A 26,434-nucleotide genomic window follows, 5' to 3' on the forward strand; every position below is an offset into this window, starting at 1 on the left:
ACGCTCCGGCTACTGTGCATGGGGTTGTTTTAGCGCTTTTGGGTCCGGTCCCGGGTCCGCGGCCGAATCCACCTGGCCTTCACATCGGCGTGCAGAAAAATTCCATCTTCATTCGCGCGGCGGCTTGAAAGATTAATCATGCGCTCCGCCATGGACGCAGTGCCCGCATCGCTATTTTTCCGCGCGTCTCGACACCTCCGCCGGCCCGCACCATCATTCCCGAACACGAATGATGACGGCCGCACGCGGCCTGGAGTTTGAAATGCTGCGCCGGAACTTTCTGAAATTGTCCGCTGGATCCGCAATCGCGGCAGCATTCGCCTCGCGCGCGACCGCGCAGGCGGGCGTGAAGGAAATTCGTATCGGATACCAGAAGACCGGCGTGCTGGTTATCGCGCGCCAGCAGGCGTCCCTGGAAAAACATTTCGCTCCCTTAGGCATCGAGGTGAAATGGGTCGAGTTCTCCTCGGGGCCTCCGATGATGGAGGCGATGAACGTGGGCAGCGTCGATTACGGTTCGGTCGGTGATTCCCCGCCGGTGTTCGCCCAGGCTGCGGGCGCCGCGATCGTCTATGCCGCCGGCCAGCCCATCACCAACGGCCAGGGCATCCTGGTGCCGAAGGATTCCCCGATCCGCGCGATCGCCGATTTGAAGGGCAAGCGAATCGGTTTCACCAAGGGGTCCAGCGCCCACAACATCGTGGTGCAGACGCTGGAGAAGGCGGGCCTCACCTATGCCGACATCACCCCGGTCTATCTGACGCCGCCGGATGCGGGTCCCGCCTTCGCCAATGGCAGCATCGAGGCCTGGGCGATCTGGGATCCATATTTCGCGATCGGAGAGACCAAGCAGGGCGGGCGCATCCTGATCAATTCGCGCGAGGTCACCAAGACCAATTCCTTCTACATCGCCAACCGCGATTTCGCGAAGAACCACGGTGCGATCCTGCAGCAGATCGTCGACGTGACGGCCGTGGCCGGCAAGTGGGCCGAACAGCACCGTGGTGAGGTCGCCAGGTCACTGGCCGCGATTACCGGCGTCCCGCTGGATATCCAGACCGTCGCGGCTGACCGCGCCAACTTCGTCGTAGGCCCTGTTACCGACGACATCGTCACGACCCAGCAGGGCGTCGCCGACCGCTTCCACAAGCTCGGCCTGATCCCCAAGCCGGTCGTCGTTCGCGACATCGTCTGGCGCAACCCGGCGGCCTGATCGTGCCCACCAGCCTTCCCATTCACAAGGGCCTCACCATGAAGCGCATCGTTCAACGCGTGATCGCAGCCATCGTGCTGTCGATCGGCATCGTCGCCGCCGCGGTCGGCACGACCTACGGCTAGTCGGAGCACATCCATGAGCAAGAGCAATTTCCTCTGGTTCCTGCCGACGCATGGCGACGGCCGCTATCTCGGCACCGGCATCGGCGGCCGCGAGGTCAATTTCAACTACCTGCGTCAGGTCGCGCAGGCGGCCGACCAGCTCGGCTATTTCGGCGTGCTGCTGCCGACCGGACGGTCGTGCGAGGATTCCTGGATCGTCGCCTCCTCGGTCGCGCCGTTCACCGAACGGCTGCGCTATCTCGTCGCCGTTCGTCCCGGCCTGCAATCGCCGAGCGTGGCGGCGCGCATGACCGCGACGCTCGATCGCATCACGGACGGCCGGCTGCTCGTCAACGTGGTCACCGGCGGCGATCCGGTCGAGAACAAGGGCGACGGCATCTTCCTCGGCCATGACGAGCGTTACGAGGTCACCCGCGAGTTCCTCAACGTCTATAGCGACCTGCTCGCCGGCAAGGCCGTCAATGTCGAGGGCAAGCATATCCACGTCGAGGGCGGCAAGCTGCTGTTTCCCCCGGTGCAGTCGCCGCGTCCACCGCTCTATTTCGGCGGCTCGTCGGATGCCGGCATCGACGTCGCGGTCGATACCGTCGACAAATATCTCACCTGGGGCGAGCCGCCGGCTTTGGTGGCCGAGAAGATCGCCAAGGTGAGGGCGGTCGCCAGCGCGCGCGGTCGCAAGCTTTCCTTCGGCATCCGGCTGCATGTGATCGTCCGCGAGACCAATGAGGCGGCCTGGCGTGCCGCGAACGAGCTGATCAAGCATGTCAGCGACGACACCATCGCGCTGGCGCAGAAGAACTTTGCCCGCATGGACTCGGTCGGCCAGCAGCGCATGGCGCAGCTGCACGGCGGCAAGCGCGACAAGCTCGAGATCGCTCCGAACCTGTGGGCCGGTGTCGGCCTTGTGCGCGGCGGCGCCGGCACGGCGCTGGTCGGCGACGCCGAGACCGTCGCGGCCCGCATCGAGGAGTATCAGGATCTCGGCATCGATACCTTCATCATGTCGGGCTACCCGCATCTGGAGGAAGCCTATCGCTTCGCCGAGCTGGTCTTCCCGCTGCTCTCGCTGGAGCAGCCGAGCAACGTGACCAAGCTTCACTTCAACGGCGGTCCCTTTGGAGAAACGGTCGGCAGCGATTTCCGTCCGCAGCAGAGGGTGTCCGAGTCATGAGCCTGATCGACAGCGTCTCGCTTCCGCGCAGCTTCCGTTTGCCGCGCGTCGACGGCCTGATCCAGTGGATCGTGCCGCTCGCCATCATCGCGATCTGGCAGGTCGCGAGCGTCACCGGTTTCGTGCCGGTTCGAGTCCTGCCGGCGCCGAGCGACGTCGTGCTCGCGGGCTGGAAGCTGCTGCTCTCCGGCGAGCTCGTGCGCAACATCTGGGTGTCGTTCTGGCGCGCCTCGATCGGCTTTCTGATCGGCGGCGGCATCGGCTTCGCCTTCGGTCTGGCGAATGGCCTCTCGCAGCTATCGGCAAAGCTCACCGACACGACGCTGCAGATGGTGCGCAATGTGCCGCATCTGGCGTTGATCCCGCTCGTCATCCTCTGGTTCGGCATCGACGAGAGCGCAAAGCTGTTCCTGGTGGCGCTCGGCGTGTTCTTCCCGATCTACCTCAACACGCTGCACGGTATCCGCACCGTCGACCCGCAGCTGATCGAGATGGGCCGCATCTACGGCATGACCGACAGCGAGCTGTTCCGCCGGGTGATCTTCCCCGGTGCGCTGCCCTCGATCTTCGTCGGCATTCGCTTCGCGCTCGGCATCATGTGGCTGACCCTGATCGTCGCCGAGACCATCGCGGCGTCGTCGGGCCTCGGCTACATGGCGATGCAGGCGCGCGAGTTCATGCTGATCGACGTCGTCGTGCTCTCGATCCTGATCTACGCCCTGCTCGGCAAGCTCGCCGACAGCGCCTCCCGCGTGCTGGAGCGGGCGACGCTCTCCTGGCACCCCGCCTTCCAGAAACGCTGAGCAGAAATACCGGGAATCACATGCAGACAGCTCTTCGTACCTCCCTCCCTGAAACCGAGCTCGCCGGCCGCGCCAATTTCGCACCTCAGGCCCGCGTCGTGCGGGAAGAGCGTCCGGCGCAGACCAGCGGCCTGCCGCTCAGCATCCGCGGCCTGCGAAAATCCTTCGGCGACAACGAGGTGCTGCGCGGCATCGACCTGCACATTCCCGCCGGCCAGTTCGTCGCGATCGTCGGCAAGAGCGGCTGCGGCAAGAGCACGCTGCTCCGCCTGATCGCGGGCCTGGAAAAGCGCGACGCCGGCAGCATCAGCTTCGGCGATGCGAAGGTCCAGCCCGAGGACGTCAGAGTGATGTTCCAGGAGCCGCGGCTGCTGCCCTGGGCGCGGGTGCTCTCCAACGTCGAGGTCGGTCTCGGCCGCGATCGCTCATCCAGCGATGCGCACGCGCGCGCCGAAAAGGCGCTTGCCGAGGTCGGGCTGACCGACAAGCGCGACCAATGGCCCTCGGTGCTGTCAGGCGGCCAGAAGCAGCGCGTCGCGCTCGCCCGCGCGCTGGTGTCCCGTCCGCGCGTGCTTGCCTTCGACGAGCCGCTCGGCGCGCTGGATGCGTTGACCCGGATCTCGATGCAGCGGCTGCTGGAGCGGGTCTGGCGCGACCAGGGCTTTACCGCGATCCTGGTGACCCACGACGTCGCCGAGGCGGTGGCGCTGGCGGATCGGGTGCTGGTGATCGACGAGGGCCGTATCGCCCACGATGTCACGGTTAATCTGGCCCGGCCGCGGGAGCGCGGCTCGGCCGAGCTCGCGGGTCTCGAAGGCTCGATCCTGAGCCACCTTTTGTCGGCGGACGATCGTACCTAAATAGAAGGAACCCCGTTTCGGGGACCATGCCATGAACGTAGTGCCTCGCGATCTCATGACCGAAATTCCCGTCTCGCCCGCCGATTTCCGGGGCGCCATGCGCCATCTCACCGGCGGGGTCAGCGTCATCACCGCGGGACGGGGCAAGGACATCACCGGCATGACGGTGACCTCGGTGACCTCGCTGGCGGTCGATCCGCCGACACTGCTGGTCAGCGTCAACCGCGATGCCTCGTCCTTTCCGCTGATCCGGCGTTACGGCGCCTTCGGTGTCAACATTCTCGCGGCCGACCAGCTCGACGTCGCCGAACGCTTCGCAGGCAAGGGCGGCCTGAAGGGCGCCGATCGCTTTGCAGGCAGCCAGTGGGTGACATCGGTCTCGGGCGTTCCGTTGCTGGTCGGCGCATTGTCCGCCGTCGATTGCGAGGTCGAGGAGATCGTCGAGCGTCATTCGCATGGCATCGTCATCGGCCGCGTCAGGGATGTCAGGAATTCGACCCGCAACGCCGCGCTGGCCTATTGGCACGGTCGGTATGTGGCGATCGACCAGGACGAGGACGCAGCCAGGCTTGCGGACGTCAGCGTTCCCGCGAGCGTTCGACGCGGCGTTTGATCGCCGCTGCGCAGGCTGGCCTTTTCGGTCTCATCGCTCTAGAAGCCCCCTGAGCCTTCCCGCCGGGACGGCAACGGAGCGGAACGATGAAGCGCGTCGCGACATGGGCCTTCTACGCCGTCGGCGCGCTGGCGATCGCCTATCTCGCGCTCTTCGCCTATGCGATGTTCCGCGGCCAGCCGATCATCCCGGGCGATCCCATCCACATCTTCCGCAAGCCCGACGCGCCGAGTTATTCGTGAGATTTCGTAAAGTGGATTAGTTTCGTAGGGTGGGCAAAGGCGCGTTAGCGCCGTGCCCACCATCTTTCCATTGACGCAGAAGAACTGGTGGGCACGCTTCGCTTTGCCCACCCTACGAGATCAGCCTTTTAGAATCGCCAGCGCCAGCGCCTGGGCGCGCGGCACGATGCTGTCGATCTCCAGATATTCCTCCGGCGTGTGCGCGAGCCCGCCGACCGGGCCGAGGCCGCAGATCGTCGGTGTGCCCACCGCCGCGGTGAAGCCGGAATCGGCGCAGCCGCCGGAGAATTCGCCCTGCAGCGTGGTGAGGCCGACCTGCCTGGCGGCGGCCTGATAGCTCTCGAACAGCGCCTTGGAGTCCGCGCTCTGCACCACCGGCACGAACTCGCCCTTGATCGTCAGCGTCGCGCTGGTGCCCGGCACGTAAGAGGTCGCGATGATCTTTTCGATCGCGGCCATGATCCGGGCGCGATCGGCCGGATCGACATAGCGCAGGTCGATCTGCCCTTCCGCATAAGGCGCCGTCGTGTTGACGGACTGGCCGCCCGAGACGAGGCCGACATTGAGCGTGATGCCCTTGTCGAGATCGGTCAGCGCGTGGATCTGGACGATCTTGTGCGCGAGCTCGCCGATCGCGCTGACGCCCGCGGCGAAATTGGCGCCGGAATGCGCGGCTTTGCCGGTGATGGCAAAATGCATGAAGATGCCGCCCTTGCGGCCGGTGACGATGTTGCCTGTGGGGCGGCCCGGCTCGGAATTGAACACGGCACGGGCGGCGCGTCCTTCGCGCTCGATCACCGGGCGGGAGGAGGGCGAGCCGATCTCCTCGTCGGAGGTGATCAGCAGCTTGATCGGATGCGGGCTTCCGCCGAACTTGTGAAACGCCGTCGCCACGAACACGTTCATGACGAGGCCGGACTTCATGTCGGCAACGCCAGGTCCGTAGGCGCGACCGTCTTTGATCGTGAACGGGCGCCGCCCGGCCTCGCCCTTGCCGAACACGGTGTCGCGATGCCCCATCAACAGCACCGGCTTCTCGTTGCTGCCGGGCTTTGCAACGTCGGCATGGATCGCGTCGCCGAACGTGGCATTGCTCTCGCGCCGGAACGGAATCTCGTGCTCGGCAAAATGCCGCTCGAACCGCGCACCGACCGCATCGACGCCTTCCTTGTCATACGACCCGGAATCGATGTTCACGACGTCGCGCAGCAGGTCGATCATCGCCTGCTTCTGCGACGCCAGCCAGTCCGTGATTTGAGCTTGAGACATGTGTATCCTCGCGTGGTTCTCACGCGGGGTTATAGGGCGTCGGGCAGTCGCGACCTAGTCGAACAAAGCAGTGCCGCTCTGCGCGTGGCTCCGTAGATGGGGTAACGGGCCGGCCGCCCGCTCGCTACGGCGCGATTTGGAAGCGCGCTCGCGAGCGGCCTGTTGGATGGAAGGCGGTCGTCCCTCAAATTGATGGTGTTTAACGGAGTCGGGCAAGCCCGCTCCAAGCATCATGAGGGACGACCGTGTACCACTATGCAGGAATTGACGTGTCTTTGGAATGCTCGAGCGTTTGCCTGGTGGATGGAGCGGGCAAGATTTTGCGCGAGACGAAGGTTTTGAGCGAGCCGGAGGCTCTGATCGGGTGGTTCGGGTCGCTGGGGCTGACGTGCGAGCGGATCGGTCTGGAGGCAGGTCCGTTGTCGCAATGGCTGTACGCGGCGATGCGGGATGCAGGACTTGCGGTCGAGCTCTTGGAGACGCGGCACGTGCGCGATGCCTTCAAGGCAATGCCGGTGAAGTCAGACCGCAACGATGCGCGCGGGATCGCCCAGCTGATGCGGCTGGGCTGGTTCCGGCCGGTGCACTGCAAATCCGTTGCATCGCAGGAGACGCGGGCCATTCTGACGGCCCGCAAGCTGCTGCAGTCGAAGCTGCAGGATGTCGAGAACAGTCTGCGCGGCGTGCTGCGGGGCTTCGGCCTGAAGGTCGGTAAGACCACCGAGCGCACCTTCGCCGAACGTATCCGGGAACTCGTCGCCGGTCACCCCGGACTTGAGCTGGTCGCCAAGGCGCTCCTCCAGGCCCATGCCGTGCTACTCCAGGAGTTCAAGAGCCTGGACAGGCACACCCAGAAGCTCGCCAGAGCGCAGCCCTCCGCCAAGCTCCTGATGACGACGCCTTCCGTCGGTCCGATCGTGGCGCTCACCTATGCTGCGGCGATCGACGATCCGAAGCGCTTCCGTTCCTCGAAGGCCACTGGCGCACACTTTGGTCTGACCCCAAGGAAATACCAATCAGGAGAAACCGACTATACCGGCCGCATCAGCAAGATCGGCGACGCCTCCGTACGCGAGGCGCTCTACCAGGCGGCTCACGTCATGCTGACCAAGCCGCTGAAGAATTGTTCGGCGCTCAAGAGCTGGGCCATGCGGATCGCCAATCGGGCCGGCATGCGCAAGGCCAAGGTCGCCCTGGCACGCAAGCTTGCCGTCATCCTGCATCGCATGCTCGCCGATGCCAAACCCTTCAACCCCGAGGTCAAAAACAAGGCCAAGGTCATCGCCATGGCCGCAACTTAAACAAGGAAGCATCAATCGGTTCTGGGGGAGTCACGACATCAGGCTCTCCCTGAGCGAGGTCCCTAGCCGGGACGATGGATCCGGTCAGGCCGCCATCCGGGAAGTGGGTCATAACCACGCTTCCGTAGATTGGCCGGCCGGCTCCTCAAATGCACCCCATCAGGCGACGGCCTTCGCGCCGATCCCGTACAGAAGCAAGTGCCCGGCAACAGGATCGCGCAAAAAGGGATTGACTAACCAGGGCCCGTTACAGAAGCCCGGATGAGCGAAGCGATATCCGGGAGCGGCCGCGCCGAGACAATCCCGCAAGTCGCTACGCTCATGCGGGCTACGAGGCCGCCAGACGCTGTCTCACCGCAAAAAATGCCCGAGATTCAACCCGGGCATTCGCGCTCTCGATGTCTGTTGATACTGCCTACGCCCCCACCATCGGCATCCTCGGATACTCACCCGGCGTTCCAGCAGGGGTGATCGGGATGCCGCCGTCGGAATATTCGTTGAGCTTGTTGCGCAGGGTGCGGATCGAGATGCCCAGAATGTTGGCGGCGTGGGTGCGGTTGCCGAGGCAGTGCTTCAGCGTCTCCAGGATCAGGTCGCGTTCGACGTCGGCGACGGTGCGCCCCACAAGTGCCCGCGTCACCTGCTCGGCGGCCATCGTGGCATGCGCCACGGCCGGCACGGTCTTGGCGAGGTCGAGGCGGTCGCCGTCCGGCGTCAGGATGGCGTCGGGTCCGATCTCGTCGCCCTGCGCCATCAGCACCGCGCGGTGCATGGTGTTTTCGAGCTCGCGGACGTTGCCCTGCCAGCGGTTGCTGGAGAGCACGCGGCGCGCTTCCGCCGAGACCGGGCGCACCGGCACGCCGTTGGCCTCGGCATATTTCTTCACGAAGTGCTGGGCGAGCTCGAGGATGTCGAGGGGACGCTCGCGCAGCGGCGGGATCTTCAGATTCACGACGTTGAGGCGGAACAGCAGGTCCTCGCGGAACGTGCCTTCGCGCACAGCGTCCACCAAATTGCGGTTCGAGGTCGCGATGATACGGATGTCGACCGGGACCGGCTTGGTGCCACCGACGCGATCGATCACGCGCTCCTGGATGGCGCGTAGCAGTTTTGATTGCAGGCGGACGTCCATCTCCGAGATTTCGTCGAGCAGCAGCGTGCCGCCGGTCGCCTCCTCGAACTTGCCGATGCGGCGGGCGATCGCGCCGGTGAAGGCGCCCTTCTCGTGGCCGAACAGCTCGGATTCGAGCAGATGCTCGGGGATCGCGGCGCAGTTGATCGAGATGAACGGGCGCTTGGCGCGCGCCGAGCGGGTGTGGACGTAGCGGGCCAGCACTTCCTTGCCGGTGCCGGACTCGCCGGTGATCATCACCGAGGCGTCGGAGCCTGCGATCTGCTGGGCGAGCTTGATGACCTTGGCCATCGCCTCGTCGCGATAGACAAGCTCGCGGGAATCGTTGGCGACGGCGGCCAGCACCGCGGCGATTAGCTCGGGATCCGGCGGCAGCGGGATGTATTCCTTGGCGCCGGCATGAATCGCGGCGACCGCGGCGCGGGCGTCGTTGGTGATGCCGCAGGCGACGATCGGGGCGTGGATGTGCTCGGCCTCGAGCCGCATCACGAGGTCGCGGATGTCGAGGGCAACGTCGACCAGCAGCAGGTCGGCGCCCTTGCCCCCACGCAGCACCCGCATCGCCTGGTCGATATCCTCGGCGTGGGTCACGGTAGCGCCGTTCTCCATCGCGATCTTGGTGGCGGTGGTGAGCTGGCCCTTCAATGTGCCAACGATGAGAAGCCGCATGTCAGTCTCCTGTCCGTCTGGTCGCGCTGCCGCGCGTCATTCCTTGCAGTCGCAAGTGCTAGCTGCGTTCGGTCTTGATGATTTCGGTCATGGTCACGCCGAGCTTGTCTTCCACCAGGACGACTTCGCCGCGGGCGACCAGCTTGTTGTTGACGTAGATGTCGATGGCCTCGCCGACGCGCCGGTCGAGCTCGAGCACGGTGCCGGGCCCGAGCTTCAGGAGCTCGCCGACGTCCATCTTGGAGCGGCCGAGCACGGCCGAGACCTGCACGGGAACGTCGAACACGGCCTCGAGGTCGGCGGCGGCGCGCGCCGCATATTCGTCCTCGCTATAGCCGACGTCGGTGCCGGTGGGCGGCAGCGGGCCGTTGAGATCGGGCAGCGGGACCTGTCCGTCGGTGTCGCTCATGGCTTAATTCCCCCTGCGGGACGCGACATAGCGTCCGACCATTTCGTCGATCTTGGCCGCGATGGCGCCGCGCTCCAGCACGACGCCGCCATCGGCCCATTCGATCCGGCAGTCGCCGGTGGCAATTTCAGGCTCTGCCAGGATCACCAGCCGGCCCTCGAAGCCGCTCTGCTTGGCGAGCCGCTCGATCTTCTCGCGCGCGCTGTCGTAGAGCGCGTCGTTGATGCGGACGACCAGATGCGGCGTCGCGACCAGATGCGAGAAGCAGTCCTTGACCAGCGCCATGACCTCGCCGAGCGGCTCGGCGGCGACCAGATCGGCGCACAACTTGCGCGCCACTGCGACCGCGACGTCGACCGCCTCGGTCTCCATCTTGGACTCGATGTTGCCTATGCCCGAGGCGATGCCTCTGATGCCGATGTTGATTTCTTCCATGGCGAGCGCAACGCGGCGATCGCTCTCGGCCTTGGCCTCGCGCTGGCCGGCGGCAAAGCCGTCCTGGTAGGCGCGCGCCTCGGCTTCCGCGACCTTCTGGGCGATCTCGGCCGCGGTCGCCGCCTTCTCGCGCGGCGAGCGCTCGGGCGCCGCGAAGTCGGTGTCGAACAGGAATTTTGCCGGAGCGGCCATCAATACACCAGTTCGTCGTCGGCGCGGTTCTTGGTCAGCATGATCTCGCCCTTGGCGGCGAGATCCTTGGCGAGGTTGACCAGCAGCGCCTGAGCTTCGTCGACGTCGCGCAGGCGGACAGGGCCCAGCGCCGCCATGTCGTCCTGCAGCATCTTGGCCGCGCGCGAGGACATGTTGCCGAAGAAGAAGTTGCGGACGTCCTCGTTGGCGCTCTTGAGCGCGACGCCGAGCTTGTCCTTGTCGACGTTGCGCATCAGGGTCTGCGCCGAGCCGGAGTCGAGCTTCACCAAATCGTCGAAGGTGAACATAAGCGCCTTGATGCGCTCGGCCGATTCGCGATTGTCCTCTTCCAGCGAGGTGATGAAGCGGGTTTCGGTCTGGCGATCGAAATTGTTGAAGATTTCCGCCATCACCTCGTGGGCGTCGCGGCGGCGGGTCTGCGACAAATTGGACATGAATTCGGTGCGCAGCGTCTTCTCCACGCTTTCGATCACCTCTTTCTGCACCGCTTCCATCTTCAGCATGCGGTTGATGACGTCGAGCGCGAGTTCCTCGGGCAGGATGCCGAGCACGCGGGCGGCGTGCTCCGACTTCAGCTTCGACAGCACCACGGCGATGGTCTGCGGGTATTCGTTCTTGAGATAGTTGGCGAGAACCTCTTCCTGCACGTTGGAGAGCTTCTCCCACATGTTGCGGCCTGCGGGACCGCGGATCTCGTCCATGATGCCGTTGACGCGCTCCGGCGGCAGGTACTGCTGCAGCAGCCGCTCGGTGGCGTCGAAATTGCCCATCAGCGCGCCCGAGGCCGACATGCGCGAGACGAATTCGAGCAGCATGTCCTCGACCGTATCGACCTCGACGGTGCCGAGCGTCGACATTTCCAGCGAGAGCTGGCGGACCTCGTCGTCGTCGAGCAGGCCCCAGATCTTGCCGCCATATTGCTCGCCCAGCGCCAGCATCAGGATCGCGGCGCGCCGCGGTCCGGACAATTGCTCGGCTCCCTTGCCGTTCTTGGCGCGGTCGCCGACGCGCTGACCCAGCGTGGAGATCACGCTGGTGATGTCGTTGGAGTTGGCGTTTTGCGCGTTGGCGGCCATGTCAGATCACTTCTTGATTTACTTGGCAGATTGCTTGGCGGGTCATTTGGCTGGTTCGGCCAGCCACTGGCGGATGATGGAGACGGTCTCGTTGGGGTTGCGCTCGGCGAGCTCGCCGACGCGATGAACGGACTGGGCGTGGACCTGGCCCTGGACGGTGGCGACGTCGATCGCGGTTGCTGCGCCGCTCGGCAGCAGCGGCTGGCCGCCGCCGGCCGGCGCGGCCTCGTCGCTCGCGGACGGGCCGGTCAGAACGCCGGAGATGGCGGCGGCAACCTCGTCGGACGCCAGGATGCGCTTGACCAGTGGCCGGATCACCAGGAACAGCACGACCAGGCCGAGCAGCATCATCACGCCGAGCTCGACGAAGTACATGACGTCGTCCTTGGTGAACTGCAGCATGCCGAGGAAACCCGAGGGCTCGCTGATCGGGGCGGTGGAGGGGGCGTCGGCAAAGCGCAGGTTCACGACCTCGACCTGGTCGCCGCGCTTCTGGTCGAAGCCGATCGCCGAGCGCACCAGAGCGGAGATGCGGTCGAGCTGCTCCTTGGTGCGGTCCTGATAGGCCAGCTCGCCCTTGTCGTTCTTGGAATAGATGCCGTCGACCAGCACCGCGACCGAGATGCGGTTGACCCGGCCGGCCTCGGTCACCTCGGTCTTGGTGGTGCGGGAGATCTCGTAATTGTTGGTCTCTTCGGTCTTCTTGCTCTGGTCCTTCGCCGTCGGACCGCTGTTCTGCTGGTTGCCGGGCAGCTCGTTGTTGACGGTGACCTGACCGTTGTTGTCGGCGGTCGAGCTCTGTTCTTCGCGCGTCTGGCTCGAGCGCAGCACGCGGCCCTCGGGGTCGAACTTGTCCGAGGTCTGGGTGACCTTGTTGAAGTCGAAATCGGCCGAGAGCTGCACGCGGGCGCGGCCTGTCCCGACCACGGAGGAGACGATGTCCTCGACCTGCTTGCGGATCCGCTTCTCGAAGGCGACGCGGCGCTCTTCGCCGACCGCCTGCTCCGGATCGGTCTGGGCGCCGTCGGCGAGCAGCTGGCCGGCCTCGTCGACGATCGAGACCCGCTGCGGCTTCAGCCCGTTGACGGCGGAGGCGACCAGATGCCGGATGGCGCGGATCTGCTGGGCTTCCAGCGCGCCGCGGACCCGGACCACGATCGAGGCCGACGGCTCCGGCGCCTCGCGCGAGAACAGCGGGCGCTCGGGCAGCACCAGATGGACGCGGGCGGCCTGGATCCGGTCGATGGCGCGGATGGTGCGGGCGAGCTCGCCTTCCAGCGCTCGCAAGTGATTGATATTCTGGACGAAAGAGGTGGTGCCGAGAGCGTCCGACTTGTCGAAGACTTCATAGCCGACGCCGCCGCCCTTGGGCAGGCCGCCTTCGGCGAGCTTCATCCGCAGGCGCGTGACCTTGTCCTTGGGCACCATGATGATGCTGCCTTCATTGCGCAGCTCGAACTGGATGCCCTGGCGTTCCAGGTCCTTGATGATACCCGAGGAATCCTCGACGCTGAGGTCGGTGAACAGCGTCGTCATCTGCGGCGTGGTCACCCGCATGATAACGAACGCGAAAAAGCCGATGAGCGCGGCGGTGACCGCGATCATCGCCCCGAACCGGGCGGCGCCGATACCCTTCAGAAAGTCCGCAAGACCTTGCAAGCAACCGCCCCAACAGATTCGGCCGCTTTCACTGGAAGGGGCCGACTGGGCAATTATTGCCTAGGTGATGGTTTCGATATGGTTAACGAAGGTTAAGAGGTCGGACAAAAGTCGCCCGAAAAGCAGACATGAAAAAAATCGGCCTCGCGGGGCGAGGCCGATTTTCGTCAAAAGCCGCAGATTTCCGGATCGCTTACTGGCGATATTGCTGGATGCGGGTGGTGCGAAGACCCGCCAGACCGTGCTGGTCGATGGAAAACTGCCAGGAAAGGAATTCGTCGACCGTCAGGGTATAACGGCTGCAGGCCTCCTCGAGGGAGAGAAGCCCGCCACGCACAGCGGCGACGACTTCGGCCTTGCGGCGGATCACCCAACGTTTGGTGCCGGGTGCGGGCAAGTCTGCAATCGTCAGCGGACTGCCGTCCGGCCCGATGACGTATTTTACCCTCGGGCGATGGGGTTCTGTCATGGCGTACTCACAAACTCTCAACCACTGAACTCACGCCGTAACCCTACGCGTGCGGGCTTAAAAATCCGCTAAGCCTAAGGCATCAATACAATTCTCCTTGAAAATGGCTGGAACACAGCCATCCCGGCCGGCGGAACGGTTGTGTCCAGGCCGGTCGGGGGGGCTTCTTAAATGCTTTACTAACGAACAGAGGGCTGAGCGCGAGGCTGCAGAGCCCTCAACTGTCGTCCTGGGGCGCGCGTAGCGCGAGCCCGGGATCCATACCGCGTGATCTGTCGATCAGACACGGGTAGCAGTACCAAGAGTAACGTCCTGGCCACGAGCCCTCGCCAAATGTCTCGCGGTGGTTATGGATCCCCGCCCCCGTGCGCAATTGCGCACTCGGCGGGGGATGACACCTCATATGCGATATGCGGCGGTAGCGCGAGCCGCTAGTTGCTGCTGGTGGCGATGATGCTCTTCACCTGGCTCAGCATGTAGCTCTGGCCGTCGATGCTGAGCAGCGGCGGCGACTGGGTCAGGTCGACCGACGACACCACGCCCTGCACTTGGGCTGCGATGCCGACATTGTTGTTGGCGACGTCCTTGCCGGTGGCCGAGATCGTGTACTTGCCGTCGGGCCATTGCGTGCCGTCATTGCCCATTCCGTTCCAGGTGAAGGGAACGTCGGTGCCGGCACCGGCGGTGTATTTGCCGGTGAACACGGTCTGGCCGCTGGCATTGGCGACGGTGATGTCGACCGTCGAGTCGGTGGGAACGTTGAGATGCCAGGTCGCCGTCGACTTCGTCATGGTCGCGGTGGTGCCGTCGACCAGGGCGGTCTTGCCGACGAAGCCCAGCGCCTGTGTCGCCTGCGTGGTCTGCTGCAGCGTGACGAGCTGGGACAGCGCATCGTTGGTCTTCAGCTGTTGCTCGACCCCGGCGAACTGCACCAACTGCTGGGTGAACTGGTTGGTGTCGAGCGGATCGAGCGGGTTCTGGTTCTGCAACTGCGTCGTCAGCAGCGTCAGGAAGGTCTGGAAATTGCCGGCGAGCGTCGCGCCGGTGTTCGAGCTCAGCGAGTTCGAGTTCGACGAATTTTTCGAGACGTCGGTCGTGCCGGAGACGACGGTGGGGGCGGTGGCGGCATTCGTGGTGGTCATATGCGAATACTCCTCACACTCTGATGTCGACGCCGCTGCTCGATCCGAGCATGCGGCCGTAGGAGCGACCGACGGGCGCCGCTGCAACGGTGTCGTCCTCGCTGATGATCAGCCGGCGGGCATTGCCGCCATTGTCGTTGTTCTGGCCGGAATTCTGGCCCGACGAATTCTGGTCGCGCAGGCTGAAGGACAGCCCGTTGCTGCCGGTCTTGAAGCCGGCGTCGTCGAGCGCGCGCTGCAATTGCGGCGCATCCTGCCGCAGCATCTGCAGCGTCTCCGGCTTCTCGACGGTGAGGTGCGAGGTGACCTGGCCGTTGCGGTCGACATTGATGCGCACGTCGATGCGGCCGAGGTCGATCGGATCGAGGCTGATGTCGAAGCGCGTCTTGCCGGCGCGCGCGGCGGCCGCGATCTCGATCGGCACGCCGTTGATCGGCACGGCCGTCGCGTTGGCCGCGGTCGCGGTCAGCGTCGCGGTCGAGGCGGTCGCGGCCGAGGTCGTGTTGGTCACAGGCGCCTGGAAGGCGGAGGCGGCCTGCGCGCTGGTGTCGGTCGCGGCGACATTGGCCTGCGCGGCCGCATGCGCATGCGTGCCGTTCGCCGCACTGGTCGCATCGGTGGTGCCGGCCTTCGCATCGGCCTTGGCGTCGGTCGCGCCGGCCTCGGCCTGCGGTTTTGCGGTTTGCGCATGAGCGGCGTTGGCGGCCGTCGCATTTGCCGGCGCCTGCGCAGCGTTCGCGTTACCCGCGCCCTGGCCGATATTGGAAGCGTCGGCCTGTCCTTGCGCGATGGCGGCGGCCTTGAATGAGGTCTTCGGCGTGCCCTGGTCGACCGCGGCGATCAGGCCGCCATTGGTCTTGGCATCGGTCGCGATGCCGTCGGTGGTGGCGGTGGCGGTATCCCCGAGCGTCGCCGTGGTGTTGGCATCGACCTTGGCGCCGGCGGTTTTGGCGCTCTTGTCGCCGGGCGTGGCGTTCTCGGTCTTGCCGGCGATCTGCGCCGTGGTGGAAGCGCTGGCGGCGATGCCGGCAGCCGCGATCGTCAGCGGCGAGGCGGCGGCATCACTGGTCTGGCTCGCGGCCGCGTTCGGCTCGACCGGCACCACAGGCACGGCCACCACAATTGCGTTCGGATCGGGCAGGGCGGCCTGCGTCGCGTCCACTTGCGCGGCGGCTGCGGCATCGGCCGCGGCGGTCAGCCCGTCGGTGCCGCTGGTCTTGTCGCCCTTGCTGTCGCCGGACTTGTCGGCCGATTTGGCGTCGGACGCCTCGGACTTGTCCTTCTTGGCGGCCTTGCTGGTGTCTTTGCCAGAATCCTTGGCTGGATCGGCCGCCGAGTCATTCCTGGCGGGAGCCGAATTGTCGTTGGCGTCGCTCGCTCTGCTCTGCGAGGACGAGTCGCTCGCGGAGGTATCGCGCGAATTCCGGTCGGACGCGGACGACGAGGACTCGGTCCGGCGCGGCGACGTATCCTGCGCGGTCGCCGCGTTGGTGTTGACCGCCTGGGTGTTGCTGTCGACCAGCGAGCCGAAGGAGTCGTTGGTGTCCTTCGTGCTCTGCGACCGGGCAGTCTTTTGCTGCGCGCTGGGAACTGGCACGCTGGCAGCTACATCTGACGTCCGACCGACCACAGGCGACCCCTTGAAAACATCTTCGTCCCCAAGTTAGCAAGGAGTGGGCCAGCCCCGCGATGAGGCAATTTATCAAGTAAAATCAATCTCTTGATAAATCGAACGCGCCGCCGCGACACCCTCCCGGACCCGGCATTTCTGCCGCCCCCGGCAAGAATTGCCCTAAGCTTTCCGCACGCGTGATTGCTTCACCGGAAGGCCGCCTATATTAAAGGGGCGCTCTCAGCCGCTTTCGACCGGGCAGACCGTGCCTTTCGGGAACTTGGGTTCCCTTGGGATTGCCGATGTCCGGGCCAGAAGCACATCGCGGATCGCCGAACGCCGCCGTCACACCTTAAAAGCCATGCTCAACAGTCTGGATCTCGAAGGCCGTCCTGAGGATACCAGGGTCGTCGTTGCCATGTCGGGCGGCGTCGATTCCTCGACCACGGCTGCGTTGCTGAAGGCGCAAGGCTATGACGTCGTGGGCATCACGCTGCAGCTCTACGACCATGGCGCGGCGACCCATCGCAAGGGCGCCTGCTGCGCCGGCCAGGACATCCACGACGCCCGCGACGTCGCGGCCAAGCTCGGCATTCCCCATTACGTGCTCGACTACGAGGATCGCTTTCGCGAGTCCGTCATCGACAATTTCGCCGACAGCTACGCGCTCGGCGAGACGCCGGTGCCGTGCATCGAGTGCAACCGCAGCGTCAAATTCCGCGACCTCCTCAAGACCGCGCGCGAGCTCGGCGCCCAGGCGCTCGCCACCGGCCATTACGTCGCCTCGCGCCGCCGCGACGACGGTTCGCGCGCGCTGGTCTGCGCCGCAGATAGCGACCGCGACCAGAGCTATTTCCTGTTCGCGACCACGCAGTCACAGCTCGATTTCCTGCGCTTCCCGCTCGGCGACATGACCAAGCCTGAGACGCGCGAGCTCGCGCGTCGCTTTGAGCTCAGCGTCGCCGACAAGCACGACAGCCAGGACATCTGCTTCGTGCCCACGGGCCGCTACACCGACATCATCACCCGCCTGCGTCCGAACGCGATGGACCCCGGCGACATCGTCGATCTCGACGGCCGCGTGCTCGGCCGGCACAATGGCATTGCCAATTTCACAATCGGCCAGCGCCGCGGCCTCGGCATCGCCGCCCACGCGCCGCTGTTCGTGGTCCGGCTCGATGCCGCCAACCGCCGCGTCGTCGTCGGCCCGCGCGACGCCTTGAAGATGCACCGCATCAGCTTGCGCGACGTCAACTGGATCGGCGACGGCGACATCGACCGCGCCATCGGTGGCGGCCTCGAACTGTTCGTGCGCGTGCGCTCGACCCGCGCGCCCCAGCCGGCGTGGTTGCGAGGCGGCAACGGTCATTACGAGGTCGAGCTCGTCGCTGGCGAAGAGGGCGTCTCGCCCGGCCAGGCCTGCGTGTTCTACGACGCGCCTTCGGGCCAGGCACGCGTGCTCGGCGGCGGCTTCATCCAGAGCGCGGCGGCGAAGATCGCGAGCAACGCAGCGCGGCCGCTCGCAGAAGCCGTGCGCGGCTGAGGATGATGAGATTTAGCGCAACTGGTTGGGCTGGGTTTACCTCTCCCCAGCGGGGAGAGGTCGGATTGCGAAGCAATCCGGGTGAGGGGCCGCAACTATCGTTGAGACCGCAACCCCTCACCCGGATCGCATCTTTCGATGCGATCCGACCTCTCCCTACGGGAGCGGTGAAGTAAGGGTAGGGGGCATGGCAGCAGACATCTCGCGGGCCGGGGTCGAGAAGGCCTATGGCCGCTGGGCGCCGGTGTACGATCTCGTGTTCGGCAAGGTGTTCGACGCCGGAAGGCAGTCGACCATCGCCGAGGCCGACCGCATCGGCGGCCGCATCCTCGACGTCGGCGTCGGCACCGGGCTTTCGCTATCCGACTATTCGCGCACCACGAAGATCTGCGGCGTCGACATCTCCGAGCCGATGCTGCGCAAGGCGCAGGCGCGCGTGCGCGCGATGCGGCTCAGCAATGTCGAAGTGCTCTCGGTGATGGACGCCAAGAACCTCGCCTTCCCTGAGAACTTCTTCGACGCGGTGGTCGCGCAATACGTCATCACCGCCGTGCCCGATCCCGAAGGGACGCTCGACGAGTTCGTGCGCGTGCTCAAGCCCGGAGGTGAGCTGATCCTCGTCAACCACATCGGCGCCGAAAGCGGCCCCCGAAAGCTGTTCGAACTCGCCTTCGCCCCCATCGCCCGCCGCCTCGGCTGGCGCCCGGAATTCCCCTGGGACCGCCTCGTCAACTGGGCCGCAAAGCACGGCGGCGTCACGCTGACCGAGCGCCGGCCCATGCCGCCGATGGGCCATTTCTCGCTGATCCGCTACCACAAGGCGTAAGCGCGAGCGGCACCCGGTGGTACGCTCCCTCTCCCGCTTGCGGAGAGGTGCACCGAGTTCGTGGCGGGACCTCCGATCACATCGCGCTTCAGGCTGGAACATCGCCCCCGCCCCGCGCGTTTCCCTCCCATGCGCACCACATCGAACATCATGCTGGCCAGCCTCCTGATCGCTGCCTCCGGCGCCGCGATCGCGCAGGCTCCGCCAGCCCCGGCAACACCGCCGCAAGCGACCGCGCCGCCATCCCCGCAACGCAGCCCCGGCTGTGCGCCTTCTGATCGGCTGACCACCGCTCCCGACGGCACCACCACAACCGGCCAGTCCCGGGAACCGCTCGGCGACAAGCTTGCCAAGACCGACGGCGTGCTCTGCCCGCCCTCCGGCGTCGACCCCGACATGCATGCCCCGGCCCCCGACACCGGCGGCAACACCCCCGTGATTCCGCCCCCCGGGAGCCCCGGCGGCGACCCGACCGTCCGGCCGAAATAGGCTTGATCCAAATCCCCAATCTCATCATGCCCGGGCTTGTCCCGGGCATCCACGTTCTCTGGGGCAGCGAATGAAGGCGTGGATGGCCGGGACAGGCTCGGCCATGACGGATTCAGCGCCCAAAGAGGCCAAATTCACCCGCCGACATATTTGCTGATGCCTTGGCAAACGCGGATTGACAGCCCGCCGCCCCCTTCCTTATATGCCGCGCGTTCGCGAAATCGGCTGTTCCGCCGTTCGCGACCCTGTGGCGGGGTAGCTCAGCTGGTTAGAGCACGGGAATCATAATCCTGGGGTCGGGGGTTCGAGTCCCTCTCCCGCTACCAAAAACTATGCTACTTCAACCACTTATGGGCAGCGGGCTCCTCGCTAAAATCACCGTAGCAGATCCGTAGCAAGCGTTTCGCCCGAATCCTTGGATACGCTCACCGGCATTGTCTCTTGCCGCCGGCTGCACGATCGTACGGCCCATGAAAATCTTCATCGCATCCGATCTCCACGGCGAGGTCTGGCCGCACGACTACGACGTTCCGGAGGGACTGGACTTCGACGTGGCGGTGTTCGCCGGCGACATCCACCACGCCGACCGGACGGTGAGCTCGCTGACCAACCAGCGCGCGCTGCGGGGCAAAGAGGTGCTCTTCGTCGCCGGCAACCATGAGTACTATGGGAGCATCCTTGAGGACGCCGCCGCCCGGATCCGCGACAAGGCGCGCGGCACCAACGTGACGTTCCTGGACGCCGACGCGGTGCCGGTCATCGATGGAGTCCGCTTCCTCGGCTGCACGCTGTGGACCGATTATCGCTTCGAGGCGCGAAACCAGGTAGCTGGACTGTACGCCGGCATGCAGTTGAACGACCACCGTCTCATCCGGACGTCGGACGGCGCCGAATTCCCGCGGTCGTTCACGCCGGCCGAGGCCTACCGTCGCCACGTCGCCGAGCGCCGCTGGCTGACGGATCGCCTGGCCGAGGAGCATGATGGGCCGACCGTGGTCGTCACCCACCATGCGCCGCATCCCGGATCGCTGCACGAGCGCTATGCCGACGACGGCGCGATCAACAGTTCGTTCATCAGCGACCTCTCCGCCCTGATCGAGGAGCGTCAGCCGGCGCTGTGGATCCACGGTCACGTGCACGACACGCACGACTACATCGTTGGCGAGACGACGCGCATCGTATGCAATCCTCGCGGGTACAGTGGCGGCAACGGGTTCGAAAACTCCGCCGGTTTCATTCCGGATCTCGTCGTCGAGATCCCGGAATGGGCTCCGCGCCTGAGACCGCGGTAGCCGGCGAGTCCTTGCGCTTCGTGACCAAGGACATCCTCTTGAGGCTCCACAGCTAGGTCAGCATCTTTATGCAGCGACTTTGGTCGCGAACACACATGGTTTCGCACCAGGTGGACTAGCGATCATCGGCCACCAAAAAGGACCGGCTTTCCAACCGAGAGTGGGGCCGCCGTCTTGCTTCAAGAGGATTAATGCCGGTGCTGCGCGGGGAGCCAACACAAGATTACGCAGCTCGGCCGTACCTAAGATGGACAAACCAGATCTATCGCCCGAAGCCTGCCGATCGAGGCGCCTTCCCGACTCTGCCATTAGTTGAACCTTTCCGTTGGCGTTGCTTGCGTAATACCGCAGCAATCCTTTCATCGCCTCCCATTCGAAGCTTCCCTCGTCGTCGAGCACCAGTGTTGGTTCTATTGCGTCAAGAATCGCTACGGCGTTCTCGAGCGTAATCTCAGTGAATGCCTTGGATCCGATGGCGCGACTCGGAACCAGATTGTCCAAGCTCTTCATCGCCTTGTTGAGATGCGTTTGAGCAACTGTGTCGAATTTAGTAGGAAGAAGAATCCCGCTCGGCTTGATCGCGATGACGTCACTGACCGAAATCTTACTCGGTGCGCATGGTACAAAACCGTTCCGTGGATCGCTTTGAATGAAAACAACACCGTCTTCGTGGGCGCCATTTAAGAAGGCTTGTCGCAAGGCGGTCTCCAAAGAATGAATTTGAACAAGCCGATTGTACACGCCTCGGGACGTGTAGAAGCGCGTGACCGCAAGATCAGCTTTTGGGCGCGCGCCATACATGCGAGAATGTTGGAGAACCGTGTCCGCTTGCATGCGTTTTGGATTGCGACCGTAGTAAAATGAAATAAGATTTGGGACCGTAATTCCTCGATCTAGAATGCTTCCCCCTATAAAAATGTTGGCCTTTGTTCTTAACCGCAATTCGGCCGTCTCAGCATCGAGGAGGGGCTCAAGTTGAACATCGGAATTCACCCGTTGAATGTTCAGCTCGCCGTCAGAAAGAAGATGCCTGAGCTCTATGTAGGCCTCTTTCGCTGTGGGCATGAAGCCTGAATCTGCCTCTACGGATTTCTTAAGATCCGCGTAGGCTTCGTCAAACGCTGACTTCAGTTTGGTGTCGTTATCATCTGCGGCCTTTTCGAACAGCTTCGCCAGCTTTCCGACGGTTGACCACTGCCAATCGTGAGCTGCGCGCTGCGTGTCGTTATGAACGATCATCGCATACTTTTGAGGCGGCTGATCCAGCTTCCTTTGTTGTAGGCGCCGAACCACGATAGCGAGGAGAAACGTGATAATTGCGCGGCGTAGCGCCTTTATACTATCGCTTGTCCAGAGGCGGTCATCCCGAATTACTCGGTTGTCTTCTACACGTAACGCATCGTGTTCGCGATCAGCCACTTCCACGTACAGGTAGTAGCGAGGATCGTCAGCGCCGTGGCCGCCGAAATAGTCGTCTCCCCCGACGTAGGCGCTATGGATTGGGAGTATCTCAGTGAACGCTGGTCGCTTTGGGTGAAAAACGGCCTTGGTTTTGGTGGCGTTCTCATAGTCGCCGGGCTGCAGGTACAGGGCATAAGGTGTCGCCGTGACCTGAAGGAATGATACCCGAAACGATCGGCGCAGATCGTCCATTTGGTTCGCGATTGTTCCTTGATCAAAGTCAGGATCGTTTGATTTCTTCGTGAAGCGGATACTCGCCATGTCGGCTTCGTCATCGATGAGAAGAATTCGGCGCGTCCTCAGCGAGGCATATTTTTCATTGTCGAATAAGGCTCTTACCCGAGACAGGTTGTTCACCTGCTTCTTGGCAACGATGACAATCTTTCGACGAAGCTCGGCTTTCGTGAGAGACTCCGGAGTCTGCATAATGTCGAAGAGAATGATCTCGTCATTGTCGATAAACTCCCGAAAGTCGCGCGCTATTCTCCTGACGGTTTGCGTTGCAAGCGTCTTGGTGCCTTTTGTCAGCACAATCGCGATCTCGTAGTCGAAATCGAAAGCGCGGGCCATCACGCCGAGAAACGCTCTAGTTTTTCCGGACTGGATTTTTCCCAACAGCATACCTGGCTTGTCGGGATCGGCTGCGGATTCGAGCCTACTAAGTACATCCTCGATGCAAGCCTGCAGTTCGCTGTCGTCCTTCCTTTTGTCGCGGAGTCGCGCGTAGAATCCCATTTGTTCCCTACCATGCTGCTGTTCAAACAGCCTTTTCACGCCGCCCGTGTGCAGCAAACCATCCGCCAACTGACGAGCAATTTCAGCGACGGGCAATGGAAGCCGAATAACTGTCGTCGGCTCTTTCCGAGGGCGCCCGCCCATCCCCTTCCGGCTCTTACTGGATCGCATATTTCGCGAGCGCCCCCGAGTTTCTGTTACAAATACTGGGACAGGAAGAACTTCGATGCAAGATAAATCTAAAAATGAGGGAGAGCTCGCCTCTCATGTTCCTGAACGTTCTACCTGGGGGATGGTCGACCGCAAACGAGCTGGCCATGCCGCCCCCGGCGCATGGAGAACACAAGCCGCGTCGGCAGCGTGTGCGCTGGCCCCGGACGACGGCCTACCGATGGAATATTGGCACTGGACGAAGCCGGCGCCGACAGCAGGCAGAATGGCTCTCGCGTCTCAGCGCGCCGGTTAGGGCTAAAGGCAGATTACTAGGCATCTGCTGCGCGTCTCCCGCGCCCTCTGGAGGCGACTGCCAGGCTCTGCAGCAGGAGCTCGGCCAGGCACGTAGCATGACTACCATCCTCGCGGCGCAGCGCCCGAAGTGCGTCTCAAGGGCGATGCCCTGAAGGGTCCGCAACCAGGCCCGCCGATCTGAGCCTGTACCCTGGCAGGCGGCTGTGGGCCGCTCCGAAGCGACTTTCCACAATCAAGGCGAGCAGACGGCCGGGAAGGCAATTTTCGTTCGGTTTCCACTCCGAAAGCCGATATCTTCGACGGGCAATAAACTCGGGTCGGCGGAGCCGGCCCTTCGTCGACAATCGGGGGGGAGAATGGCGCGATCATCGGTTAAAACGAAGACAGGGAGGTCAGGGGCCGGGGAAACTAGCCAAAAAGAGCAACTCTCGACCATCGCCGACGACACGCTAGGCTTCTTTTCGGACATCACCGATGCCGCCAACGCAAAGCTCGGCGAAGTCCGCGCTTCCGGCGCCGAATCATTCGCCGTCGTCAACACGCTGACCGGGGCCAATGCCGTTCAAAACATGAGCGACATCACTTCGGAACAGCGGCAGCAGCTCGTCGGCCTCGCGCGCGAGCCTGCGATCGCGCGTCTCGTCCTCCGCGACGACGAAGGGGAGGAGAAGGTCTACTTCATAGCGCGCGCAGGCACGCTCCCCCACGACCGCCATACCATGGCGAGCTATCGCTCACCGATCGGACGAATGGCGTCGCTGCCGGTCGGAGGCGACCAAGATGTGCGCACATCGAAGGGCATGCGCAATTTCGAGGTGGCCGAACGCGCGGTCTTGCAACCGGACATCAAAGACAAGAAGTGGGATTCACGCGATACAGTATTTCAAGGGGTCAACTACGGTCCCGTCACGGTCACTTCTCTCCGCGAGCTTCTGAAGTCCACGGGCGCTGCGGAAAGCGCCGACATCCTCGACGCGCTTCTGGCCGAAGGCAGGGAAGCCGACAACGTACTGGAAGGCCTGCGCCGCAATGCCATCCTCAAGATGGGATTGCGGGATCAACCCCTGCTGGATCAGTACCAGGACGAGATCTTTCGCCTGCCGCTGGACAGCCGGCTGGTTATATTGGGGCCGCCCGGCACCGGCAAGACCACCACGCTGATCAAGAGGCTCGGACTGAAGCTGGATCGCGAATTTCTGCAAGCGGAGGAAGACGCGCTTATTGCGCGCTCGTTCGCTGGAGCCGCCGGTCATACCGGAAGCTGGCTGATGTTCACTCCCACGGAATTGCTGAAACTCTATCTCAAGGAGGCATTTGCGCGAGAAGGTATCGCGGCGCCCGACGCGCGATTGCAGACGTGGGACGATTACCGGCGCGAACTTGCCCGCAACAGGTTCGGCATTCTGCGCGCCGGTCTCGGGTCGGGCACCTTCGTTCTCAAATCCGCTTTCGACCCTCTACTGACAGAGACGATCGGGCGCCAAATCGCATGGTTCGAGGATTTCGAGAACTGGCACGTACAGACGTTCTGGGCCGAGCTCACTCAACACGCCAAGATCCTCGCGGACAACCGCGATCCTGAGACATCGCGCGTCGGGAAGCGCTTGACGCGGACACTGGACGGGACGGGAGATACCTCGTCCGCACAGTTCATTGCGATCGGCGAAGCCGCGGACGACGTCCGCGCCTTGATCGCCAAGATCAAGGCCGAGACCGACCTCACAATCAGGAACGCGTTTTCCGCCGAATTGAGGCGCGATCAGACCTTGCTCACGCAGCTCATCGCGTTCATCGCGATGACGACCGAGACGACGGAAGAGCCCGACGATACGGATGTGGACGAGGATGAAGACGGCCCGCAGCCGGCCGATGCCCGCAATGCCGCTTTCGAGGCGTACATGCGGGCAATTCGAGCTCACTCGCGTGCCATTGCCGCGAGCCGGTCGCTCCCAACACAGAGCCGCTACAGGAAGATCATCGACTGGCTCGGTAGCAAGGTACCCTCCGCAGAGGAGTTGCGCTCGATCGGCGCAAGTCTCCAGGTGCAGTCGTCGGCTCGCCGGTTCGCGAACCCCATGCGGCGTCTGATCTCCGGCGTTCCGGCACGCTACCGTCGATTCCGTCGCGAAAGGCAGGCTGAAAATCGATGGTATCGCGCAGAGCCAATCGCTGCGACCGACCTGTTTCCCTTGGAAGCCGACGTCCTTTTGCTTGCGACCCTGCGCGCAGCCAATGGACTTCTCGCGAACAGAACGATCGCCGCCGAGGTCGCCGCAGGCCAGCATCCGACCTTACAATCCTTCCGAGACGCCTTGCGCAACCAGATCGTGATCGACGAGGCGACGGACTTCTCCCCGCTGCAGTTGGCTTGCATGGCAAATCTGTGCGATCCGGCGACGCGATCGTTTCTGGCGTGCGGCGACTTCAATCAACGTGTCACCAACTGGGGCAGTCGTTCGGTCGACGAACTGAAGTGGGTGTTCGCGGACATCGACGTCCGGACCATCAATATCAGCTACCGTCACAGCAAAGAACTCAACGAATTCGCAAATCGTATCGCCCAGCTTTCGGGGACTTCGCCCGACACTCAACTCCCTGCACATGTAATCAACGATGGTGTGCGCCCGGTCCTCGCGAACGGATTGCGCGATCGTCACGCCGTTTGCGCCTGGTTGGCCGATCGTATCGGCGAAATCGAAAACCTTACGGGATCTCTGCCATCCATTGCGGTGCTGGTGAATGAAGAGGCTGAGGTGGAACTGCTTGCGCAAACCCTCGACGCGGCACTTGCCGACAAGAATCTCCACGCCGTGGCTTGTGTTCGCGGTCAGTCCGTAGGACAGGAGAACGACATACGGGTCTTTGACGTTCAACACATCAAGGGCCTTGAGTTTGAAGGCGTATTCTTTATCGGGTTGGACAGGCTCGCCGAGCGTGCGCCCGACCTCTTCGACAAATATCTTTACGTCGGCGCCACACGTGCCGCATACTACCTCGGCCTCACCACCGAAGGTCCCGCCCTTCCGTTAAAATTGGAAGGCTTGCACGCCACGTTCGCGGACCATTGGCCCAAGCGCCACATTTGAACGGGTGTTTGAGGTCCCGAATGAGTGCTGGGAGACCCGCGGTACAGTCGAGACCGCTACTAGCGCGGAATGCTGGTGAATAGCACCCAAAGGGCGATATCTAGCGACCACGCCGCAGGTA

General features: G+C 63.8%; 22 protein-coding genes, 1 tRNA gene and 1 pseudogene. 14 read left to right on the forward strand and 10 right to left on the reverse strand.

Going from position 1 to position 26,434, the window contains the following annotated elements:
• Positions 1 to 262 precede the first annotated feature (262 nt).
• The 7 genes and pseudogenes from WHZ77_RS05685 to WHZ77_RS05715 all read left to right on the forward strand — a co-directional run bounded on the left by WHZ77_RS05685 (position 263) and on the right by WHZ77_RS05715 (position 5,027).
• Positions 263 to 1,213, forward strand: a complete 951-nt coding sequence (locus tag WHZ77_RS05685; protein WP_375312776.1) for a sulfonate ABC transporter substrate-binding protein — start codon at positions 263 to 265, stop codon at positions 1,211 to 1,213.
• A gap of 2 nt (positions 1,214 to 1,215) precedes the next feature.
• On the forward strand, positions 1,216 to 1,338 hold the full coding sequence (locus tag WHZ77_RS05690) for a hypothetical protein (RefSeq protein WP_375312777.1): 123 nt from the start codon (positions 1,216 to 1,218) through the stop codon (positions 1,336 to 1,338).
• 13 nt (positions 1,339 to 1,351) lie between these two features.
• Entirely contained in the window at positions 1,352 to 2,509 is a 1,158-nt protein-coding gene (gene ssuD / locus WHZ77_RS05695) for an FMNH2-dependent alkanesulfonate monooxygenase (RefSeq protein ID WP_375312778.1), read from the forward strand.
• Positions 2,506 to 3,312, forward strand: coding sequence for an ABC transporter permease subunit (locus tag WHZ77_RS05700; RefSeq protein WP_014439913.1), 807 nt, complete (start codon positions 2,506 to 2,508; stop codon positions 3,310 to 3,312). Before ssuD ends, WHZ77_RS05700 begins: the two co-directional genes overlap by 4 nt.
• A 221-nt stretch (positions 3,313 to 3,533) precedes the next feature.
• Positions 3,534 to 4,172 (forward strand): annotated as a pseudogene (locus WHZ77_RS05705) (ABC transporter ATP-binding protein); the annotation flags it as partial.
• Between the two features lie 31 nt (positions 4,173 to 4,203).
• Positions 4,204 to 4,785, forward strand: a complete 582-nt coding sequence (locus WHZ77_RS05710) for a flavin reductase family protein (RefSeq protein WP_375312779.1) — start codon at positions 4,204 to 4,206, stop codon at positions 4,783 to 4,785.
• An 86-nt stretch (positions 4,786 to 4,871) separates the two neighbouring features.
• Positions 4,872 to 5,027 carry a hypothetical protein gene (locus tag WHZ77_RS05715; RefSeq protein ID WP_375312780.1) on the forward strand — a complete coding sequence of 52 codons (156 nt, stop codon included), beginning with the start codon at positions 4,872 to 4,874 and terminating at the stop codon, positions 5,025 to 5,027.
• Between the two features lie 120 nt (positions 5,028 to 5,147).
• On the opposite strand, the gene WHZ77_RS05720 is transcribed toward WHZ77_RS05715, so the two are convergent.
• Complete coding sequence (locus tag WHZ77_RS05720; protein ID WP_375312781.1) at positions 5,148 to 6,296, reverse strand: M20 family metallopeptidase; 1,149 nt, start codon at positions 6,294 to 6,296, stop codon at positions 5,148 to 5,150.
• Positions 6,297 to 6,541: 245 nt separating this feature from the next.
• Between WHZ77_RS05720 and WHZ77_RS05725 the strand changes: the two genes are divergently transcribed.
• A complete protein-coding gene (locus WHZ77_RS05725; protein WP_375309069.1) occupies positions 6,542 to 7,597 on the forward strand; it encodes an IS110 family transposase in 1,056 nt (351 codons plus the stop codon).
• Positions 7,598 to 8,012: 415 nt separating this feature from the next.
• Here the strand turns inward: WHZ77_RS05725 and WHZ77_RS05730 are convergent, their stop codons facing one another.
• From WHZ77_RS05730 to WHZ77_RS05765, 8 genes are all read right to left on the reverse strand, one after another.
• Positions 8,013 to 9,398, reverse strand: coding sequence for a sigma-54 interaction domain-containing protein (locus WHZ77_RS05730; RefSeq protein ID WP_375312782.1), 1,386 nt, complete (start codon positions 9,396 to 9,398; stop codon positions 8,013 to 8,015).
• 58 nt (positions 9,399 to 9,456) lie between these two features.
• On the reverse strand, positions 9,457 to 9,807 hold the full coding sequence (fliN, locus tag WHZ77_RS05735) for a flagellar motor switch protein FliN (RefSeq protein WP_375312783.1): 351 nt from the start codon (positions 9,805 to 9,807) through the stop codon (positions 9,457 to 9,459).
• Between the two features lie 3 nt (positions 9,808 to 9,810).
• The gene (locus WHZ77_RS05740; protein WP_375312784.1) at positions 9,811 to 10,434 is read right to left on the reverse strand and encodes a FliH/SctL family protein; all 624 of its coding nucleotides are present in this window, start codon (positions 10,432 to 10,434) and stop codon (positions 9,811 to 9,813) included.
• The gene (gene fliG / locus WHZ77_RS05745) at positions 10,434 to 11,531 is read right to left on the reverse strand and encodes a flagellar motor switch protein FliG (RefSeq protein ID WP_375312785.1); all 1,098 of its coding nucleotides are present in this window, start codon (positions 11,529 to 11,531) and stop codon (positions 10,434 to 10,436) included. Before fliG ends, WHZ77_RS05740 begins: the two co-directional genes overlap by 1 nt.
• Before the next feature lie 42 nt (positions 11,532 to 11,573).
• Positions 11,574 to 13,190 (reverse strand): flagellar basal-body MS-ring/collar protein FliF, encoded by a 1,617-nt coding sequence (fliF, locus tag WHZ77_RS05750; RefSeq protein ID WP_375312786.1) that lies wholly within the window; start codon positions 13,188 to 13,190, stop codon positions 11,574 to 11,576.
• A 193-nt stretch (positions 13,191 to 13,383) separates the two neighbouring features.
• Positions 13,384 to 13,659: a DUF1153 domain-containing protein gene (locus WHZ77_RS05755; protein ID WP_002714638.1), complete on the reverse strand. Its 276-nt coding sequence runs from the start codon at positions 13,657 to 13,659 to the stop codon at positions 13,384 to 13,386.
• 431 nt (positions 13,660 to 14,090) lie between these two features.
• The gene (locus tag WHZ77_RS05760; RefSeq protein WP_375312787.1) at positions 14,091 to 14,801 is read right to left on the reverse strand and encodes a flagellar hook assembly protein FlgD; all 711 of its coding nucleotides are present in this window, start codon (positions 14,799 to 14,801) and stop codon (positions 14,091 to 14,093) included.
• 13 nt (positions 14,802 to 14,814) lie between these two features.
• Complete coding sequence (locus WHZ77_RS05765; RefSeq protein ID WP_375312788.1) at positions 14,815 to 16,431, reverse strand: flagellar hook-length control protein FliK; 1,617 nt, start codon at positions 16,429 to 16,431, stop codon at positions 14,815 to 14,817.
• Positions 16,432 to 16,774: 343 nt separating this feature from the next.
• Between WHZ77_RS05765 and mnmA the strand changes: the two genes are divergently transcribed.
• From mnmA to WHZ77_RS05790, 5 genes are all read left to right on the forward strand, one after another.
• Positions 16,775 to 17,956, forward strand: coding sequence for a tRNA 2-thiouridine(34) synthase MnmA (gene mnmA / locus WHZ77_RS05770; RefSeq protein WP_014439927.1), 1,182 nt, complete (start codon positions 16,775 to 16,777; stop codon positions 17,954 to 17,956).
• A gap of 187 nt (positions 17,957 to 18,143) precedes the next feature.
• Positions 18,144 to 18,782, forward strand: a complete 639-nt coding sequence (locus WHZ77_RS05775; protein WP_375312789.1) for a class I SAM-dependent methyltransferase — start codon at positions 18,144 to 18,146, stop codon at positions 18,780 to 18,782.
• 129 nt (positions 18,783 to 18,911) lie between these two features.
• Positions 18,912 to 19,271 carry a hypothetical protein gene (locus tag WHZ77_RS05780; RefSeq protein WP_375312790.1) on the forward strand — a complete coding sequence of 120 codons (360 nt, stop codon included), beginning with the start codon at positions 18,912 to 18,914 and terminating at the stop codon, positions 19,269 to 19,271.
• Positions 19,272 to 19,520: 249 nt separating this feature from the next.
• Positions 19,521 to 19,597: transfer RNA gene (locus WHZ77_RS05785), tRNA-Met, on the forward strand.
• Between the two features lie 144 nt (positions 19,598 to 19,741).
• Positions 19,742 to 20,563 carry a metallophosphoesterase gene (locus WHZ77_RS05790; protein ID WP_375312791.1) on the forward strand — a complete coding sequence of 274 codons (822 nt, stop codon included), beginning with the start codon at positions 19,742 to 19,744 and terminating at the stop codon, positions 20,561 to 20,563.
• Positions 20,564 to 20,629: 66 nt separating this feature from the next.
• Here the strand turns inward: WHZ77_RS05790 and WHZ77_RS05795 are convergent, their stop codons facing one another.
• Positions 20,630 to 22,903: a Z1 domain-containing protein gene (locus tag WHZ77_RS05795; RefSeq protein WP_375312792.1), complete on the reverse strand. Its 2,274-nt coding sequence runs from the start codon at positions 22,901 to 22,903 to the stop codon at positions 20,630 to 20,632.
• A 680-nt stretch (positions 22,904 to 23,583) separates the two neighbouring features.
• Between WHZ77_RS05795 and WHZ77_RS05800 the strand changes: the two genes are divergently transcribed.
• On the forward strand, positions 23,584 to 26,313 hold the full coding sequence (locus WHZ77_RS05800; RefSeq protein ID WP_375312793.1) for an ATP-binding domain-containing protein: 2,730 nt from the start codon (positions 23,584 to 23,586) through the stop codon (positions 26,311 to 26,313).
• Positions 26,314 to 26,434: the final 121 nt, after the last annotated feature.

Source organism: Bradyrhizobium sp. A5, assembly GCF_042076515.1.
In the GTDB taxonomy this organism is placed as follows: Bacteria; Pseudomonadota; Alphaproteobacteria; order Rhizobiales; family Xanthobacteraceae; genus Bradyrhizobium; species Bradyrhizobium cosmicum.

What these genes read in the sequence shown, in the direction of transcription:
- WHZ77_RS05710 (WP_375312779.1), top strand. Translation starts at nt 4,204, where the DNA reads ATGAACGTAGTGCCTCGCGATCTCATGACCGAAATTCCCGTCTCGCCC.
- WHZ77_RS05740 (WP_375312784.1), bottom strand. Translation starts at nt 10,434, where the DNA reads ATGGCCGCTCCGGCAAAATTCCTGTTCGACACCGACTTCGCGGCGCCC.
- WHZ77_RS05685 (WP_375312776.1), top strand. Translation starts at nt 263, where the DNA reads ATGCTGCGCCGGAACTTTCTGAAATTGTCCGCTGGATCCGCAATCGCG.
- fliN (WP_375312783.1), bottom strand. Translation starts at nt 9,807, where the DNA reads ATGAGCGACACCGACGGACAGGTCCCGCTGCCCGATCTCAACGGCCCG.
- WHZ77_RS05715 (WP_375312780.1), top strand. Translation starts at nt 4,872, where the DNA reads ATGAAGCGCGTCGCGACATGGGCCTTCTACGCCGTCGGCGCGCTGGCG.
- fliG (WP_375312785.1), bottom strand. Translation starts at nt 11,531, where the DNA reads ATGGCCGCCAACGCGCAAAACGCCAACTCCAACGACATCACCAGCGTG.
- ssuD (WP_375312778.1), top strand. Translation starts at nt 1,352, where the DNA reads ATGAGCAAGAGCAATTTCCTCTGGTTCCTGCCGACGCATGGCGACGGC.
- mnmA (WP_014439927.1), top strand. Translation starts at nt 16,775, where the DNA reads ATGCTCAACAGTCTGGATCTCGAAGGCCGTCCTGAGGATACCAGGGTC.
- WHZ77_RS05775 (WP_375312789.1), top strand. Translation starts at nt 18,144, where the DNA reads ATGGCAGCAGACATCTCGCGGGCCGGGGTCGAGAAGGCCTATGGCCGC.
- WHZ77_RS05760 (WP_375312787.1), bottom strand. Translation starts at nt 14,801, where the DNA reads ATGACCACCACGAATGCCGCCACCGCCCCCACCGTCGTCTCCGGCACG.
- WHZ77_RS05730 (WP_375312782.1), bottom strand. Translation starts at nt 9,398, where the DNA reads ATGCGGCTTCTCATCGTTGGCACATTGAAGGGCCAGCTCACCACCGCC.
- WHZ77_RS05800 (WP_375312793.1), top strand. Translation starts at nt 23,584, where the DNA reads ATGGCGCGATCATCGGTTAAAACGAAGACAGGGAGGTCAGGGGCCGGG.
- WHZ77_RS05720 (WP_375312781.1), bottom strand. Translation starts at nt 6,296, where the DNA reads ATGTCTCAAGCTCAAATCACGGACTGGCTGGCGTCGCAGAAGCAGGCG.
- WHZ77_RS05795 (WP_375312792.1), bottom strand. Translation starts at nt 22,903, where the DNA reads ATGGGCGGGCGCCCTCGGAAAGAGCCGACGACAGTTATTCGGCTTCCA.
- WHZ77_RS05755 (WP_002714638.1), bottom strand. Translation starts at nt 13,659, where the DNA reads ATGACAGAACCCCATCGCCCGAGGGTAAAATACGTCATCGGGCCGGAC.
- WHZ77_RS05790 (WP_375312791.1), top strand. Translation starts at nt 19,742, where the DNA reads ATGAAAATCTTCATCGCATCCGATCTCCACGGCGAGGTCTGGCCGCAC.
- WHZ77_RS05700 (WP_014439913.1), top strand. Translation starts at nt 2,506, where the DNA reads ATGAGCCTGATCGACAGCGTCTCGCTTCCGCGCAGCTTCCGTTTGCCG.
- WHZ77_RS05780 (WP_375312790.1), top strand. Translation starts at nt 18,912, where the DNA reads ATGCGCACCACATCGAACATCATGCTGGCCAGCCTCCTGATCGCTGCC.